This window comes from Mycobacterium sp. NGS27, assembly GCF_059813005.1.
The window spans coordinates 70,801-86,759 of record NZ_JCALDT010000001.1 but is presented as its reverse complement, the minus strand read 5'-3'; the positions used below and the strand labels follow the sequence as shown (position 1 = coordinate 86,759).

The following is a 15,959-nucleotide window of genomic DNA, read 5'->3' as shown; positions in this document are numbered from 1 at the left end:
CGCCGCTAAGCGGTCAGCGGCAGCGGGCCGGTGTCAGCTGACTCGACGTCATCGGCATCAGCGTCCTCACCAGCGGCGTCGGGCTCATCCGCCGCCGGTGCGATGGCCTCCGTGGGCGTCGGACCGGTGTAGCCCGGGCGCTCGATGCGCACAATCGCACGGGACACGTCGGGCCCGACAGAGGTGGCGCGCATCTTCAGCGACGACCGGCGGTTGCCGTCGCGGTCCTCGTATTCGCTGGTGTACACGTGGCCCACCACGATCACCGGCGCGCCCTTGCCGAGCGCGGCACCCACGCCGGTGACCAACCTGCCCCAGCAATTGACGTTGATGAAGAGCGAATTGCCGGGCTCCCAACCGCCGTCGGCCGTGCGGCGCCGGGAATTGCTGGCGACGCGAAACTTGATGACCTCCTGGGTGCCGACCTGTCGACGCTCGGGGTTGTTGACGATGTGACCGACGACGGTAAGCGAAGTTTCGAACATGGGCTGATCCCTTCTCGATTGCATTGGCTATGGCCGCCATTTAGCGCGGCGCCACCGACGAACGCCGCGGGAAACGGCCCGGCGATCGGCCGTAGCTGTGGACGAAAGCGGGACTGTGGATCAGTCGGGGTCGGCCGCGCCGGACGGCTTGGGCTTCTCGCCCTGCGCCAGCTGCGCAAGCATCGCGTTGTAGGCCACCAGCTCGGCGTCGTCGTCACGCTCGGCGGCCCGGTCCAATCGTGTTGCGGTGCGGCGATCGCTGCGCGCCCACTGAATGAGCAGCGCGAGCATGACGATCACCAGCGGGAATTCCCCCGCCGCCCAGGCGATGCCCCCGCCCAGGCGCTGATCGCCCAGCAGATCGGTGTGCCAACACAGGCCGAGCGAGCGGTAATAGTCGGCGCCGAGCACCTTCTTGGTGCCCATCAGCACCACCCCGAAAAAGGCGTGCAGCGGCAGCGATGCGAACACCACGGCCACCTTCGCCAGCGGCGGGATCGGCCGCGGCGTGGGATCGACCCCGATCACCACCCAATAGAACAGGTAGCCGCTGAGCAAAAAATGCACATTCATGGCCAGATGCCCGGCGTGGCTGCTCGCGGTGGTGTCGAAAAGGTTCGACAGATACAGCCCGTAGAACCCGGCGACGAACAGCACGGTGGCCACCACCGGATTGGTGAGGAACCGAGAGAAGCGGCTATGCAGCGCGGCCAACAGCCACTCCCGCATGCCCGGCGGATCGTCTCGGCCGGCGGCGGGCAGTGCCCGCAAGGCCAGGGTGACGGGGGCGCCGAGCACCAGCAGGATCGGGATCAGCATCGACAGGCACATGTGGACCACCATGTGCATGCTGAACATCGCCGGCATATAGCGCCCAACGCCCGACGACGTGGCGAACAGCAACACCAGGCAGCCGAGCAGCCAAGAAGAGGTGCGCCCCGGTGGCCAGGTGTCGCCGCGGCGGCGCAACCGAACCAGGGCGGCCACGTAGAGGGCGGCGAACACGATGGCCGCCGAACCGAAGATCAGGTCGAAGCGCCAATCGAACAGGATGCGCGCCACGGTCGGTGGCCCGTCGAAGTCGTAACCGATCTCGGCTTCGGGAATCGACGGCAGCCGCGCCGGCGGTGGCGGCGGTGGGGTGCGACCCAGGCCGACGGCGATACCGAACGTGAGGCCGAAAACAGCGGCCTCGATCAACGTCAGCCTCAGCAACGCGCCGCGCCCGTGACTCGGATCCGTTTGCAGCGCAGCCACACTCACGCGCCGCTGACGCCAGCCGAGCCCGCCCAGCAGGCACAACGCGACGAACTTGGCGATCACCAGCCGCCCGTACTCGGTGCTGAGCAGGTCAGAAGGCTGCACCCGGACCAGGGCGTTGACCAGGCCACTCACCGCCATCGCGACCCAACACCACAGCGCGATCATCGAGAAACGCCGGGCGGCCAGCCCCAGGTGATCGCCGCCACGCAACGCGTGCGCAAGCAGGGCGAGCAGGCCACCGGCCCACAGGCTGGCGGCGACGAGGTGGATCAGCAGGCCATTGGTGGCCAGGTCGTGCGAACCGCCGGCCGACGAGTGACCGGTCAACCCCAGCGGAATCAACGTCGTCACCGAGGCGGCGACCAGGACCGGCGTCCACGACCAGCGCAGCACCGACAGGCTCGCCAGCGTGATCACCGCGGCCAAGACCGCGGTCCAACGCCAGGCCGAGGCGTTGGTGACCAGACCCGCCAACGACCACATCCGCATCGCGGGAATGTCGGCGACGGGATGTCCGGACACGTCGGAGATGGTCAGCGGGACCAGGAGGGCGGCACACACCGCCCACACCCCCGACGCCACCGTCCCTAGCCGAAGGGCCCGATACCCGCCGGCGTCCAGGACACCGTTGCGTTGCGGGGGCACCAGAAATGCGGCGAACAGAAACGCGCCGACCGCGACTACCGCGGCGATCTCACCCGCCGCCCGGACGAAGGGCAGCCCCAGCGTGGTCACCTGGCCCGGATCGGGTAGGCCCGTCGCGGTCAGCGCGCTGGCCAACGAGAGCGTCCCGATGCCGGCGGCCGTGCAGCCCGCCAGCACGGCCACCCCGACCAGCACCGGCCACACCGGCGTGCGGCGCCGGGCAGCGGCCTCGGTCGGCGCCGTGCCGGCCGGCGGGGCGACGGTCATACGTACAGGGTATGGGCGGGCCCGCCGGCTACAGTGCCTGGCTGTTCAGCAGGTCCCGGCGAGCCTTTTCCTCCCGGGCCACGAACTGATCGCGCGCGATCTGTCCGACGTAGTTGAAGTCATGCAGGATGTCGCGCAGCTCCTTCAGGAAGGCGCCTCGCCTTACCGCCAGGTCTGCGCCGGGCGCGATCAAGTCCTGGTCCTCGACAACCTGGCGTGCGGTGGCGAACAACAGCGTCGAGACCGATTCGCTGCTGCGGACCCGGGTCTGCGCCACATACTGCCGCCCGACGCCCAGCGCCAAGTCGGTCAGTTCCTTGTGTCCGATGTCCGCCGGTGCGTCGCACAGCACATCGGCGACGATCTCATAGGCCTCGAAGAACACCCGCAGCATCGCTTCGGCCATCAGCGGACGCTTCGCGAACAACAGCGCGCGGATCTCGTCACCCCCGGCGGCGACGTGAGCTTCCCAATTGTTGTGCCACGCCATCTCTTCGGCGATGTGGTCCCGGAACGTCGTCGAGTCCGCGAAATAGAAGTCGAACTTCAGCAGATCGCGCAACCGCATCGCCTGGGCCCAGAAGGCCCCCATGCGGTCGCCGCCGGCGTGGCGGGCGTGTGCCAGCGCCAGCTCGACGATCGACGTCTCCAGGAAGGCGTGGATCACCGAGTTGCGGTAGAAGGCCGCGGCGTGCTGTTCTTCGGGCGCGATGCGCCACACCGGTTCTCGGCCGCCGTCGACCCGGGTGATGGGGTGCCCGTGGGAGAGCGCATCGACCGCCGCGCGAACCCCGTCGTGCGTGCGCAGCCGCAACGCGCTGGTGGACATCGGGTCTTGTTTGCGTTCCAGGTAATCCAGCGAGTCCTGCAGGGTGTGGTGCAGCTGGCCGAGCGTCAACGCCGCACCCCGGGTCGTCAGCAGCAATGCGCAGACCAGGCCCGTTGCCGTCACCGGGGTCGCCTGCAGAATCCGCCAGGCGACCTCGAACGACATCTTCTGCAGCGCAAGACGTTTGGCGTCCGAATCGTGGGACAGCGGGCCGTTCGGAGCGCCTAGGTACTCCCGCATCGACACCGCTTCCGGGAAGCGGACGTAGATCTTGCCGTAGTTGCGTTCACCCTGGGCGCGGATGAAGTTGTACAACCAGCCCACGCCTTCGGGCGTCTTCTCACCGCCGCGGGCGTACGCTGCGTATTCGGCGGTCTCGTGCAACTGGTCGAAGCTGATCGAAACCGGTTGCAGCAGAATATCTTCGCTGCGGCCGTCCAGGTAGGCGTCGGCGACGTAGGCCAGCAGGCCAAGCTTGGGCGGCAGCATCTTTCCGGTTCGCGAGCGGGTGCCCTCGATGGACCAGCTCAGATTGAACCGCTTCTCGACGATGTAACCGACGTACTCGCGCAGCACGTACTTGTAGAGCTGGTCATTGCCGATGTTGCGGCGGATGAAGATGACACCCGAACGCCGTAGCAACGGTCCCATGGCGCCGAACGACAAGTTGATGCCTGCGAACACGTGCACCGGCGGCAACCGGTTCTCCTGCATGGCGACCGGCACCACCGCGCCGTCGATGTAGGAGCGGTGGGAGAACAACAGCACCGCCGGGTGCGCTTCCAGGCCGGCCCGCATCGCCGCGACCTGATAACCGTCGTAGTCGATCTCGGGATCGAACCCGCGGCTGAGCATCCTGCCGAGAACCCCGACGAGGTCGACCGATGCCCTGCTCCACCCGGTGGCGAGTTCGTCGAGCATCTTTCCGGCTTCATCGACGGTCGCACCGGGGATTTTGGCCAGCCCGGCGCGAAACCGGTTGGAAGCCAGGATCTCCGGCTTCACCAACCGCGGCGACTTGTACTGCGGTCCGAGGATCCGGTACTCGACGCGTTCCATCGCCAAGATGGCGCGGCGGATCACGAATTGGGCGAAGTCGTTCTTGTCTTCTCCCACCGTGATGTCGCGCCACTGCCGGCGCAGTTCGGAGACGGTGGCCGCCTCACCGGCCACCACCCGTGCGCGCTGTGGAGCGGTCCGCACGATCTGTTCTTGCTGACGGTGGTTGGGCTGATAGGGATCCCGGTTGGGAAGCAGCCCGACCAGCTTGGCGAAACGGCCGCGATCCGGCTCCGGCAGCCAGAACACTCGCACCGGCACGATCGAACGGTCCTGGCCGGATTCGAGCTCTTCGGCCAGGGCCGTCATCGCTTCCGGCGGCGCGTCGAGCGCAGGCAGCTTCACCAAGCCGAAATCCGCTCCCGGATGGTCGGTTTGCTGGTGATCCAGCCACGCGGTCACCAGTTCCATCTCGACCGCCGAGGCCATCGACGCCAATACCAGCGAGTCTCTTCCGGTAAGAACAGCGCTGCTGTCTGCAGCCGGTTCGGTCACGGATGCCCTCGAGGCGGCGAATCCGGTGGCTCGGCGTTGACGGCCGCCTCGGCGGCGGGTCGTTGCGCCTCGCCGTCTCTGAGCGCGGGCTGGGATTCGTGCGGATTTGCCTTGTGCGGCTTGGCTTTCGGTGCGGCTTTCTTCGCGGGCGTCTTCTTGGCCGCCGCCTTGTTCGCCGCTGCTTTCTTCGCCCCCGCCTTCTTGGCCGGCGCCTTCTTGGCGGGTGCCTTCTTGGCGGGCGCCTTCTTGGCCGGCGCTTTCTTAGCCGGTGCTTTGGCGGGCCGGCTCCGCGCCTTGTCTGCCGCCTTGTTCTCGGCGTACAGATCCACCTCGGGAAGTTCGTCGACGGGCCAGTCGGCGAGCGTGTCCAGGTAGAGCTGGCGGATCTCGGCGATGCGCTCCGGCAGCGTATCGAGCGTCCAGTCCTGCACCGAGAGTGGCGGAAAGACGGCGACGTCGACGGTCCCGGGGTTGATGACGGTCGAGTTCCGGGCGGCCACCAGCTCGGCGTTGCGGATCACGATGGGGACGATCGGGACGCCCGCGGCCATCGCAATCCGAAACGGCCCCTTCTTGAACGGGCCGACCTCGGTTGTGTCGACCCGGGTGCCCTCCGGGGCGATCACGATCGAAAGTCCCCTGCGCGCACGGTCTTCGACCTCGTGCAACATCTCCACCGCGGCGGCCTGATCATCACGGTCGATGAACACGCCATCGAGGAGCCTGCCGAGCGTGCCCATGACGGGGTCTTTTTGCAGCTCCTTCTTGCCTACACCGACCCAGTTGTCGCGCACCAGCGCGCCGGTGATGACCGGGTCAACCTGGTTGCGGTGGTTGAAGATAAAGACCGCCGGCCGTTGCGCGGTGAGATTCTCCTCGCCGATGACGTTGAGATGCACACCGGCGATCGCCAGCGACAGCTGGGAGAAATTGGAGGTGAAGAAGTTGACGCCGCGACGCCGATTCCGGGTCAGCACACCGACGCCCACCGCACCCGCGGCGACCGGGAACATCGAGCCGAAGCCGGCGAGGGTCCGCAGCTGCCGCCGCAGGCCCACGGGGCCGCGGCTGCTGAACCGCAGGATGGGCCAGCCACGGCGCTTGGCCACCGCGGCCATCTTGCCTTCAGGGTTCGTCGGGCGCGGATTGCCGACCAGGTACATCAGGGCGACGTCCTCGTCACCGTCGGCGTAGAAATAGCTGTCTTTGAGGTCGATATCGTGCTCGGCTGCAAAGCGTTGCACCGCAGCGGCTTTGCCCGGACCCCACAAGATCGGCTTCTCGACGCCACCGGTGAGCATGCCGTCTTCGGTGGTCTCGAACTTGTTGGTGAGCATGTTGGGGATGCCGAGGAAACGCGCGACCGGGTTTACCTGGATGGTCAGCGCCGACGAGCTGAGCACGACGGTGTGACCACGAGCCATGTGAGCGCGCACCAGCTCGCGCATCTCCGGGTAGATCCGCGACTCGATCCGCTGAACGAACATCCGCTCGCCGATCTCTTCCAAGTCGTCGAGCAGTCGCCCGGTCAGCGCGCCGGCGGCCTTGCCGATGAGGTCTTCGAATTCAATGCGGCCGAGGGTGTGGCTCAGGCCGGCCTGCACCATGCCGAGCAGCTCCCCCACGCCCATGTCGCGGCGCAGCAGCCGCTCCTGGGTCAAGATGATCGCAGTGAACCCGGCGACCAACGTGCCATCCAGGTCGAAGAAGGCACCGATCTTGGCGCCCGCGGGGCTGGCCATGATCTCGGCCACCGAGCCGGGCAACCGCATCTCCTGCCCGGCGTTTTGCGTTGCGCGGTCGTCGGGCTGCTCCGTCGAGGCGCTCATGAGCCCGCCGCCGATCGCGCGGACACGGCCGGCTCGGTGAACGAGGCGGGCACCGCCCGGGGCAGTGGATCACCGGCCAGCGCCAGGATCTCGTCGAAACCTTCGAGCAGGCATTGGGCGAACAACGCCTCGTTTTTCACCGAGGCCCTGTCGTAGCGCACCGTGATGGTGCACCACCCACCGCGCGAAATCAGCACCACCATCATCGCCACACCGGGCAGCGGACCGATCCCGTACTGCCGCAACACTTTTGCGCCGGCGATGTACGTGTCGCCGGGGAAGACCGGTACGTTGCTGGCCTGCACATCGGATCCGATCACCGAGCCGGTAATCCCTTCGAGCACCGCGGTCGGCAAGACGCTGAGTACCGGGGCAATCGAGCCGATGATGTTCATCGCGGGCTCGTCACGGCGCTGCGTCATCTGAGCACGGATCTTCTTCATTCGCGACACGGGATCGGCGGTACCGATCGGCGCCGCCAGGTTGACACCGGTGAATCGGTTGCCCCCGGCCCCGTCCGCTTCGGCCCGCAGGTTGACCGGCACGGCCATCGGCAACGTGCTGATCGGCACGCCGAACGCCTGGTGGTAGCGACGCAAGGCGCCGCACAGTCCGGCGAGGTAAGCGTCGTTGATCGACCCGCCACCGGCCTTTGCGGCCTTGTGCAGGTCGGCGAGCGGGATATCGATCGCCTCGCTGCGGGTGGCGAGGCTGCGGCGCCGCAGCAGCGGCGAGGGCTCTGCGGCCCGGTTGAGCACCCGCATGCCCGACATGGCGTAGCCGACGATCCCCGAAACGGTGGCCGTCGGCTCCAGCACCGCCCGCCCGGCCGCCGATACCGCACCCGACAGCGCGTTCATGACGCCGCCGACCACGGCGAATGGCAGGTGGTTAATGCCCTGGCGCATAAGGTCATTGGATGTCAGATCCTGCGGTACGGGCAGCGGCAGCGTCGGCTTGGCCGGCGGATTGCGCTCGAGGTCATAGATCTCGGCGAACATCTGGACCCCGCCCACACCGTCGGTGACGGCGTGGCTGACATGCAATAGCGCCGCGGCCTTGCCGTCGGCCAGACCGTCGACCAGGGTGGCCGTCCACAGCGGCCGCGAAATGTCCATCGGCGACTGCAGGATGAGCTCGGCGAGGTCGAATACCTCACGCAGCGTGCCGGGTTCGGATATCCGCACCCGACGCACGTGGAAATCCAGGTTGAAATCGGGATCGACCACCCAGCGCGGCGCCGCCGTCGGCAGGGACGGTACGACCACCTTTTGCCGCAGCCGCAGCACCCGTCGCGATGCGTTTTCGAATCGGGTTCGGAACTGTTCCCAGTCCGGCGTGGTGTCCAGTAGCTCGAGCGCCATGATCCCCGAGCGGGTGCGAGGGTTCGCCTCTCCCCTGTGCAGTAAGTAGTCGACCGGCCCGAGCTCGTCGGACAACTTCATCGCCTCGACGGGCTCAGCCATGGTCACCAGTTCGACGCGCCAACCTTGTCACCGTCGAAGCCTCCTGCCTTGGACCCGCCAACCCCAATCGTCTACCCAACGCTAGTCGGGTTGCCCCGCTGGTGAAAGGAGCGGCGAGTACTGGGGAGCGGGCTCAGCCGGCCGACGTGGCCGCCAGGGGCAGTGAATCCAACAGCGCGCCGACGCGCCGCCCGTAGACGACACCGAGGAAGTCGGCGACGGCGTCAGCGGCCAGCCGCGATCGGACCGTCGGCGTGATGTCGAAAGCGTGGTGGGCATTGCCGAGTTCGGCGTGGGCCACTGTGGCCGCGCCGGCCGCGCGCAGCGCCGCGCAGAACGCGCGAGCCTGTCCGCTGGGCACCAATTCGTCCTTCTCACCGTGCAGCACGAAGAACGGCGGCGCGTCACCGTGCACGTAGGAAATCGGCGACGCCGCCGTGAAGCGCTCCGGCTCGTCGGCATAGCGGGCCTTCATCACGAATTGCTCGAGGAACGGCAGCATCAGTTCGTGCATGTTGTCGAAATCGGTGAAGTCGTAGACGCCGTAATAGGGCGCCACCGCTTGCACGGTGGTGTCGGCGGCTTCGAAGCCGGGCTGAAAGCTGGGGTCGTTCGGGGTGAGCGCCGCCAGGGAGGCCAGGTGTCCGCCCGCCGAGCCGCCGGTGATCGCGATGAAGTCGGGGTCGCCGCCGTAGTCGGCAATGTTCTCCCGCACCCACGCGATCGCCCTTTTGACGTCGATGAGGTGCGCGGGGAACGTGGCGCGCGGGCTCTTGCTGTAGTCGATCGAGACGCAGATCCAACCGAGTTGGACCATTCGGCTCATCAACGTGTACGCCTGCGGACGCCGGCCGTTCAGCGCCCACGCTCCGCCCGGCACTTGGATCAGCACCGGCGCCCGGCAGCCGGGCGCCAAATCGTCGCGCCGCCAGACGTCGAGCAGGTTGTCGCGGGGACTCGGACCGTAGGAGATGTCGGAAGTCTGCGCCGCGTAACGGCGGTGAGGCCCGGGCCTGCTCAACAGCCGACCGCGCGGCGCGCACAGGGCCCCGACGGCGGCGGGGTGGCAGATCTGCTCGCGAAATTCGGATCCGAAGGACTCCTCGAGGGCGGCGGTGAGGGTTCGATCCGCCCGCTGGGCCGCCCACGCCGTGCCGACGCGGCCGACGGACGGATGAGCAACCCGCGACAGCGCGTGTCCGGTCACCACGTGCGGAGGAAACTCGGTGAACAGCCAGCCGGCGAAGCAGCCGAGCGCGAACGGTCCGCCACGGAGCACCAGATTGCCCAGCTGATATGCACCGCGGGCTTCGGCCGCCAGGCGTGCCGCCTGGGCGCCCGCCCACGAGCGGTGTGAAGTCAAAGCACTGGCCACGCTCATTGCAACGCCACCCCTCGACGTTATGCACACGCCTCGTTGCGGTTAACGGCCGATTGCCGGCCGATGTTGTGCGTGTGTCGAGGGTCCCCACCATAACCGATAACTGCGGTGGCGGAAGGGTTTTCGCGCGCGTGGCGGCGGGAAATCGGGACCGCGGGTGCGGTTGGATAGACTGACCTGCACATTGCCTCCGTAGCTCAGGTGGATAGAGCAAGGGCCTTCTAATCCCTAGGTCGCACGTTCGAGTCGTGCCGGGGGCACCGACCGGGTATGAGTTCGCCTGGGCGTCTCGGGCGCGCTCCCTATTCGACGAAATGTCAATTAGCATCTGGAAGATGACGGCGCGCCGATTAGCGCGTTTGCTGGGTGTCGCGGTGGTGACAACCGGTGCGGCGCTGCTGTGCCCGCCGATTTCCACGTCCGCCGCGCCCTGCCCGGACGTCGAGGTGACATTCGCCCGCGGCACCGCCGAGCCGCCCGGCATTGGCGGGGTCGGACAGGCCTTCATCGACTCCTTGCGTTCCCAGGTCGGGGGGCGGTCCGCGGTGTATGCGGTCGACTACCCGGCCGACGAGGATTTCGCCCCGTCAGCGTCCGCGGGCGCCGGCGACGCCCACGCTCACGTCCAATCCATGGTGGCCAACTGCCCCCACACCAAGCTGGTGCTCGGCGGATACGGCCAGGGCGCGATGGTGATCGATCTGATCACCATCGCCCAGGCACAGATCGCGGGCTTGGTTCCTCAGATACTGACGGCGGACGAGGCGGACCATGTTGCCGCGCTCGCTCTGTTCGGGAATCCGTCGGACCGGTATCTGGGGGCGCCGGTGAGCGTGGTCAGCCCTTGGTACGGGGCCAAGGCCATTGACTTGTGCGCGCCCGGCGATTCGGTGTGCGGTCCCGGCCCCCTGGCGGTGCCGTCGCACGATGAGATCTTCTCGGCGGCGCACCTGTCCTACCAGGCGTCCGCAATGCCGGGTCAGGCCGCCACATTCGTGGCCGGCCACCTCTGACTCGACTGCTGAGTTCTTTCATACTGCCCAATAATCGGGCAAAGACAGAAGCCAATGTGAAAAGAATGCGGTTTAATCATTGGACACCGTTGTCGGACGAGCAGACGGCGCTTACTTCGAGAGCTTTTGCTAGAGGGTCTTCTCTTCGAGAGGGTTGGCGACATATGGCGACGAATGAATGGCAGCCGGTGGTGCGTGTCGGGGAGCCGACGTTCATAGCCGGCGTTGGCAGCCGAATCAAAGTCGAAGTCAAGACGAGGGGTTGGTTGAGTCGCGACTGGCGCTGCTACTTCGGGGCGCAGATCTCTCAACAACAACTCGACGCCCGGTACTCTTCGTATCCATGTTGGGATGAAGTCCAGCGTATCGAGGGCTCCTGCGCAGAGCACGATGCGGAGCAATACATCGAAATGATCGACGCCGCAATCCATTATGCGAACAACAAGGTGCGTAGTAATGCGCTGCCGAAGGCCATTCCACACGGAACGCGCATCGAGCGGCGGGGCTGTGCGGTGCGTGAGCGCCAAGCCCAACTCGATGAGCTGGCGAAGAAGCTAGCAAGACCCGAGCCCTAGCGGATCCCGCAAATTTCGACGGCCCTACCGATCCGACGGTCGACGTCGACCCCCAGCAAGTGCGCCGGTGTCTCACCATGCGTTTTGCCAGGTCGGCTGAGGGATTTGGCCGGAAACGCCGAAGGCGGCAGATAACGGTTTGATAAATCCATTATTACCATTACGTTCCGATATCCGCCGCGCGCCCCGCAAATCCTTTCGCCTTCACTCAGCACTGCCTAAGGCGCTTCGGGCCCAGGCTAATATCGCTCAGCCGATGCGAGGCGCAAATACTATGGCTCGCCGACATGGAATTCCCGCGTTGTCCTGCTGATTCTCGCAAATCACGCTTGTGCCGCCCCGCCCCGCGCGTGCGGCGCGAAGTAGTCTTACCTCGCCCGTGGCGCTGCAGCCGATGAACCGCGGTCGATCCACCGCCAGAAAGCGAAGCCGGAGGTGCCCGATGGCCCAGTCCGAACCGATCCTCTTCGAGGTCACCAGCCGCGTTGCGCTCATCACCGTCAACGACCCCGACCGGCGAAACGCGATAAGTGCCGAGTCGTCGGGACAGCTGCGCGTGGCCGTCGAGCGGGCCGAAGCCGATCCCGGTGTGCATGCCGTGGTGGTCACCGGCGCGGGCAAGGCGTTCTGCGCGGGCGCCGATCTCAGCGCCCTTGGCGCTGCCGGCGGCGGAGAAGCCGAGGCGGGCCTCCAACAGCTTTATGACGGCTTCATGGCCGTCGGCAGTTGCCGGCTGCCCACCATTGCCGCTGTCAACGGCGCCGCGGTGGGCGCCGGCCTGAATTTGGCACTGGCGGCCGATGTGCGCATCGCCGGACCCACCGCCGTGTTCGACGCGCGATTCCAGAAGCTGGGGCTACACCCCGGCGGAGGTGCCACGTGGATGCTGCAGCGGGCGGTCGGCCCGCAAGTCGCCCGGGCGGCCCTGCTGTTCGGCATGCGCTTCGACGCCGACGCCGCGGTGCGGCACGGGTTCGCGCTGAGTGTGGCCGACGATCCGGTCGCCGCGGCACTGGAGCTAGCCGCCGGGCCGGCGGCGGCACCGCGGGACGTGGTGCTGGCGACCAAGGCCACCATGCGTGCCACCGTCAGTCCGGGGTCGCTGGACAACGAGCAACATCAGCTCGCGATGCGCGCGGAGCTCGGGCCGCAGTCCCATTCGATTCAATCGCCGGAATTCGCACAGCGTTTGGCCGCGGCGCAGCGCAGGTAGGTCGTGGTGCGCCGTACCGTCGTCCCCTGACGCGCGACCTACAGATCCAGCAGTGCGATGTCAGGCGACTCGATCAGATCCCTTAACTCGCAGATGAATTGCGCCGCTTGCGCCCCGTCGGCGATGCGATGGTCGAATACGCACGTCAACGACATCGTCGGGCGCGCCACGATCTGCATGTCCACGACCACGGGCCGCGGCCTGATCGCACCCACGCCGAGGATGGCCGCCTCGGGGTGATTGATTACCGGCACCCCGTCGTCCACGCCCAGCGCCCCGAAATTCGTCACGGTGAACGTCGAGCCCCGCAACTCCGCCGGCCCCAGGCTGCCGGCACGGGCACCGGCGATCAAATCGGCTGCCCGGCCGGCCAGTTCGCGGGTCGTCTTCCTGTCGGCCTCCCTGATGACCGGGACCAGCAGCCCACGGTCGGTGGCTACGGCGATGCCCAGGTGCACATCATGCTCGACGCGCACCTGTGGCCCCTGCGGCGAGTCGACCCAGGTGGAGTTCAGCATTTCGTTGTGGCGCAACGCGATGACCAGCAGTCGCAACACCAGCACGAAGGGCGATATGGTCCCCGCCGCCGAGCTCAACCGGTCCGACAGTCTGGCCAGCTCGGTGCAGTCGACCTCCACACCGACCTTCGCTGCCGGAATCTCTCTGTGCGACAACGTCATTTTCTCCGCCATCCGGGCCTGCACACCCCGCAGCGGCCGGACATCGGCGCCATCGCCGTTCCCGCGAGCCGCCGCCAGCACATCCTCCCGGGTGATGATGGCGCCAGCGGCGTGCTGCACCGAATCGAGGTCAACCATCAACTCCTTGGCCAGCTTTCGCACCGGGGGGGCGGCCAGCGGGCGGGTGGGCCGCCGGCTGGTGTCGATGCCGGAGTCGGCGCCATAGCCCACCAGCGTCGGCACGGCGGGTTCGACGTCGGGCGCGTCACCGCTGAGCGGCGCTGTGTCGATCTGCAGCAGCACCGCTCCTACGTTGACCACATCGCCTTCGGCGCCATTCCTTTCGACGATCCGCCCGGCGTATGGGCTCGGGATTTCCACCTCGGCCTTGGCGGTCTCCACCGTGCACAACACCTGATTGAGCTCGACGTCGTCACCGATCGCCACGTGCCACTGCGTCACCGTGACTTCTTCGAGTCCCTCGCCGAGGTCGGGGACCCGAAACGACTTGACCCGCCCCTCGTTCATGGCTGCGCCAACACGCGTTCGACGCAATCCAACAGCCGGTCGGGGCCGGGCAGCCACCACTTCTCCAGCCGCGCCGGCGGGTATGGAGTGTCGAACCCGCACGCGCGCAACACCGGCGCCTCGAGCCCGTAGAACAATTCCTCTTGAATGCGGGCGGCCAAGCCAGCTCCATACCCCAGGCTTCGCGGGCCCTCGTGCATCACCACGCAGCGCCCGGTCCGGTGGATCGACGAGGCGACGGTATCGAAGTCGAGTGGCACCAGGGAGCGCAGATCGATGACTTCTAGACTCCAATCACGTTGCCGCTGTGCCTCTTCGGCGGCGCCGACGGCGGTGCTGACCAAGCTGCCGTAGGTCACGACGGTCACGTCGGTGCCGGGCCGGCGCACCATCGCCTGCCCGATCGGCGGTTCGGGCCGGGTGACGTCGACCAGGCCGCGCCGCTGATACCGTCGCTTGGGCTCCAGATACATGACCGGGTCCGGGCACGTGATCGCGTGACGCAGCAGCCAATACGCGTCAGCCGGGCTGGACGGCACCACCACCTTCAAGCCTGCGGTATGTGCCCAGTACGACTCCGTGGAATCCGAATGATGTTCGGCGGCACCAATTCCCCCGAAGGAGGGGATGCGCACCGTCACCGGCATGTTGATTTCGCCGCGGGTGCGGGTGCGATACTTCGCCAGGTGGCTGACCACCTGATCGAAAGCGGGGTAGGAAAACCCGTCGAACTGGATCTCGGGTACCGGCACGAAGCCGCGCAGCGCCAGGCCCACCGCGATCCCGATGATGGCGGACTCCGCGAGCGGCGTGTCAAAGCAGCGGGTCTCGCCGAACGCCGCGGCCAGCCCCTCGGTTACCCGGAACACTCCTCCCTCGACCGAGACATCCTCGCCGAATACCAGCACCCGATCGTCGGCGGCCATCGCGTCGTGCAACGCGCGGTTGAGCGCCGTCACCATGGTCAACGACTGAGCGCCCAGCGCGACGTTCTGCGTTGCCGGGCTGAGTGTTTCGTCGTGGCCGGCCGGGCGATCGGCGAGCTGGGTCATGGACGCCTCTCAATCAGTTCGAACGAGTTCGGCGCGCAGCGCCCGGCGCTGTGCCTGCAGCCCAGGAGTGATTTCGGCATAGACGGAGGTGAACAGCTCGTCGACCTCGAAATCGGGCGCATCGAACACCGCGTCGCGCAATTCGGCCCGCATCCGCTTCGCGCGGCCAACGACCCTTTCCTCCAACCGTTCCGACCACAAGCCCCGGCCTAGCAGGTAGCCGCGGTACCGCGCGATGGGTTCCAGCGCCGCCCAGTGGTCGACCTCGTCTTGGGTCCGGTAGCGAGTCGGATCATCGGATGTGGTGTGCGGGGCCAAGCGGTAGGTGACCGCCTCGATCAATGTCGGCCCGCCGCCGGCGCGCGCTCGGGCGGCGGCCTCGGCCGTCACCGCAAAGCAGGCCAGCACGTCATTGCCGTCCACCCGGATTCCAGGCATGCCGTACCCAATCGCCTTGTGCGCCAGCGACGGCGCGGCGGTCTGTTTGGCGATCGGCACCGAGATCGCCCATTGGTTGTTCTGCACGAAGAACACGCACGGCGTGCCGAACACGGCCGCGAAGTTCAGCGCCTCGTGCACGTCGCCCACGCTCGTGGCGCCGTCACCGAGGAAGGCCACCGTCACCGAGTCCTCGCCCAGCCGCTGGGCGGCCATCGCCGCACCCACGGCGTGCAGGGTCTGGGTGCCGATCGGAATCGACAGCGGTGCACAGCATTTCTTCGTGAAGTCCAGACCGCCATGCCAGGTTCCGCGCCACGCCGCGCCCACGTGTCCGGGCGGGATGCCGCGCACCAAAAACGCTCCGAGTTCCCGGTATTGGGGAAACAACCAATCCGTCTTGCGCAGGCACGCCGCGGCACCAACCTGTGCGGCCTCCTGACCATGACACGAGGCGTACAGCCCCAGCTCGCCTTGCCGCTTGAGGTTGACGAATTCGCCGTCCAGTTCGCGGGTGATCACCATCATCTCGTAGAGCCAGCTCAGCGTCTCCGCGGGAAGCTCACGGCTATAGCGGTTTTCGGACGTCGGCGAACCATCGGGCGCGACGAGTTGTATCGGCTCGAGATCGACAGTCATGGGCGTCGAAGACATCTGCGCCACACCGCCTCCCTCGTCGGGTGCCGCGTGGTCCCCTGGACCACAGCGGATCCCGGCAAACGGTCAGCCGGGATCTACCGC

Annotated in this window: 12 protein-coding genes and 1 tRNA gene; 4 read left to right on the top strand and 9 right to left on the bottom strand. The window is 67.1% G+C overall.

The features are described from left to right. Positions 1-5: 5 nt before the first annotated feature. The 6 genes from AC5Y30_RS00340 to lipQ all read right to left on the bottom strand — a co-directional run bounded on the left by AC5Y30_RS00340 (position 6) and on the right by lipQ (position 9,719). Positions 6-485 carry a single-stranded DNA-binding protein gene (locus tag AC5Y30_RS00340; protein WP_499915330.1) on the bottom strand — a complete coding sequence of 160 codons (480 nt, stop codon included), beginning with the start codon at positions 483-485 and terminating at the stop codon, positions 6-8. A 120-nt stretch (positions 486-605) separates the two neighbouring features. Next, a complete protein-coding gene (locus AC5Y30_RS00335) occupies positions 606-2,660 on the bottom strand; it encodes a bifunctional copper resistance protein CopD/cytochrome c oxidase assembly protein (protein ID WP_499915328.1) in 2,055 nt (684 codons plus the stop codon). Positions 2,661-2,688: 28 nt separating this feature from the next. Further along, complete coding sequence (locus AC5Y30_RS00330; protein ID WP_499915326.1) at positions 2,689-5,043, bottom strand: glycerol-3-phosphate 1-O-acyltransferase; 2,355 nt, start codon at positions 5,041-5,043, stop codon at positions 2,689-2,691. Next, positions 5,040-6,872: an HAD-IB family hydrolase gene (locus tag AC5Y30_RS00325; protein ID WP_499915324.1), complete on the bottom strand. Its 1,833-nt coding sequence runs from the start codon at positions 6,870-6,872 to the stop codon at positions 5,040-5,042. The genes AC5Y30_RS00330 and AC5Y30_RS00325 overlap by 4 nt, the downstream gene beginning before the upstream one ends. Beyond that, positions 6,869-8,338: a WS/DGAT/MGAT family O-acyltransferase gene (locus AC5Y30_RS00320; RefSeq protein WP_499915323.1), complete on the bottom strand. Its 1,470-nt coding sequence runs from the start codon at positions 8,336-8,338 to the stop codon at positions 6,869-6,871. The genes AC5Y30_RS00325 and AC5Y30_RS00320 overlap by 4 nt, the downstream gene beginning before the upstream one ends. Positions 8,339-8,471: 133 nt before the next feature. Beyond that, the gene (gene lipQ, locus AC5Y30_RS00315; protein ID WP_499915321.1) at positions 8,472-9,719 is read right to left on the bottom strand and encodes an esterase LipQ; all 1,248 of its coding nucleotides are present in this window, start codon (positions 9,717-9,719) and stop codon (positions 8,472-8,474) included. Between the two features lie 186 nt (positions 9,720-9,905). Here lipQ and AC5Y30_RS00310 point away from each other — a divergent pair. The 4 genes from AC5Y30_RS00310 to AC5Y30_RS00295 all read left to right on the top strand — a co-directional run bounded on the left by AC5Y30_RS00310 (position 9,906) and on the right by AC5Y30_RS00295 (position 12,520). Further along, positions 9,906-9,979, top strand: a tRNA-Arg gene (locus AC5Y30_RS00310). 75 nt (positions 9,980-10,054) lie between these two features. Next, the gene (locus AC5Y30_RS00305) at positions 10,055-10,732 is read left to right on the top strand and encodes a cutinase family protein (RefSeq protein ID WP_499915319.1); all 678 of its coding nucleotides are present in this window, start codon (positions 10,055-10,057) and stop codon (positions 10,730-10,732) included. A 164-nt stretch (positions 10,733-10,896) separates the two neighbouring features. Next, positions 10,897-11,307, top strand: a complete 411-nt coding sequence (locus tag AC5Y30_RS00300) for a hypothetical protein (protein ID WP_499915317.1) — start codon at positions 10,897-10,899, stop codon at positions 11,305-11,307. Between the two features lie 442 nt (positions 11,308-11,749). Continuing rightward, positions 11,750-12,520, top strand: coding sequence for an enoyl-CoA hydratase (locus tag AC5Y30_RS00295; protein ID WP_499915315.1), 771 nt, complete (start codon positions 11,750-11,752; stop codon positions 12,518-12,520). A gap of 38 nt (positions 12,521-12,558) precedes the next feature. On the opposite strand, the gene AC5Y30_RS00290 is transcribed toward AC5Y30_RS00295, so the two are convergent. Genes AC5Y30_RS00290 through pdhA form a run of 3 tightly spaced genes read right to left on the bottom strand, consistent with a single transcriptional unit; the run spans position 12,559 to position 15,872 of the window. Then, a complete protein-coding gene (locus AC5Y30_RS00290; RefSeq protein WP_499915313.1) occupies positions 12,559-13,728 on the bottom strand; it encodes a dihydrolipoamide acetyltransferase family protein in 1,170 nt (389 codons plus the stop codon). After that, positions 13,725-14,780, bottom strand: coding sequence for a 3-methyl-2-oxobutanoate dehydrogenase subunit beta (gene bkdB / locus AC5Y30_RS00285; protein ID WP_499915311.1), 1,056 nt, complete (start codon positions 14,778-14,780; stop codon positions 13,725-13,727). Before bkdB ends, AC5Y30_RS00290 begins: the two co-directional genes overlap by 4 nt. Before the next feature lie 9 nt (positions 14,781-14,789). Further along, positions 14,790-15,872 (bottom strand): pyruvate dehydrogenase (acetyl-transferring) E1 component subunit alpha, encoded by a 1,083-nt coding sequence (gene pdhA / locus AC5Y30_RS00280; protein WP_499916677.1) that lies wholly within the window; start codon positions 15,870-15,872, stop codon positions 14,790-14,792. Between the last annotated feature and the right edge of the window lie 87 nt (positions 15,873-15,959).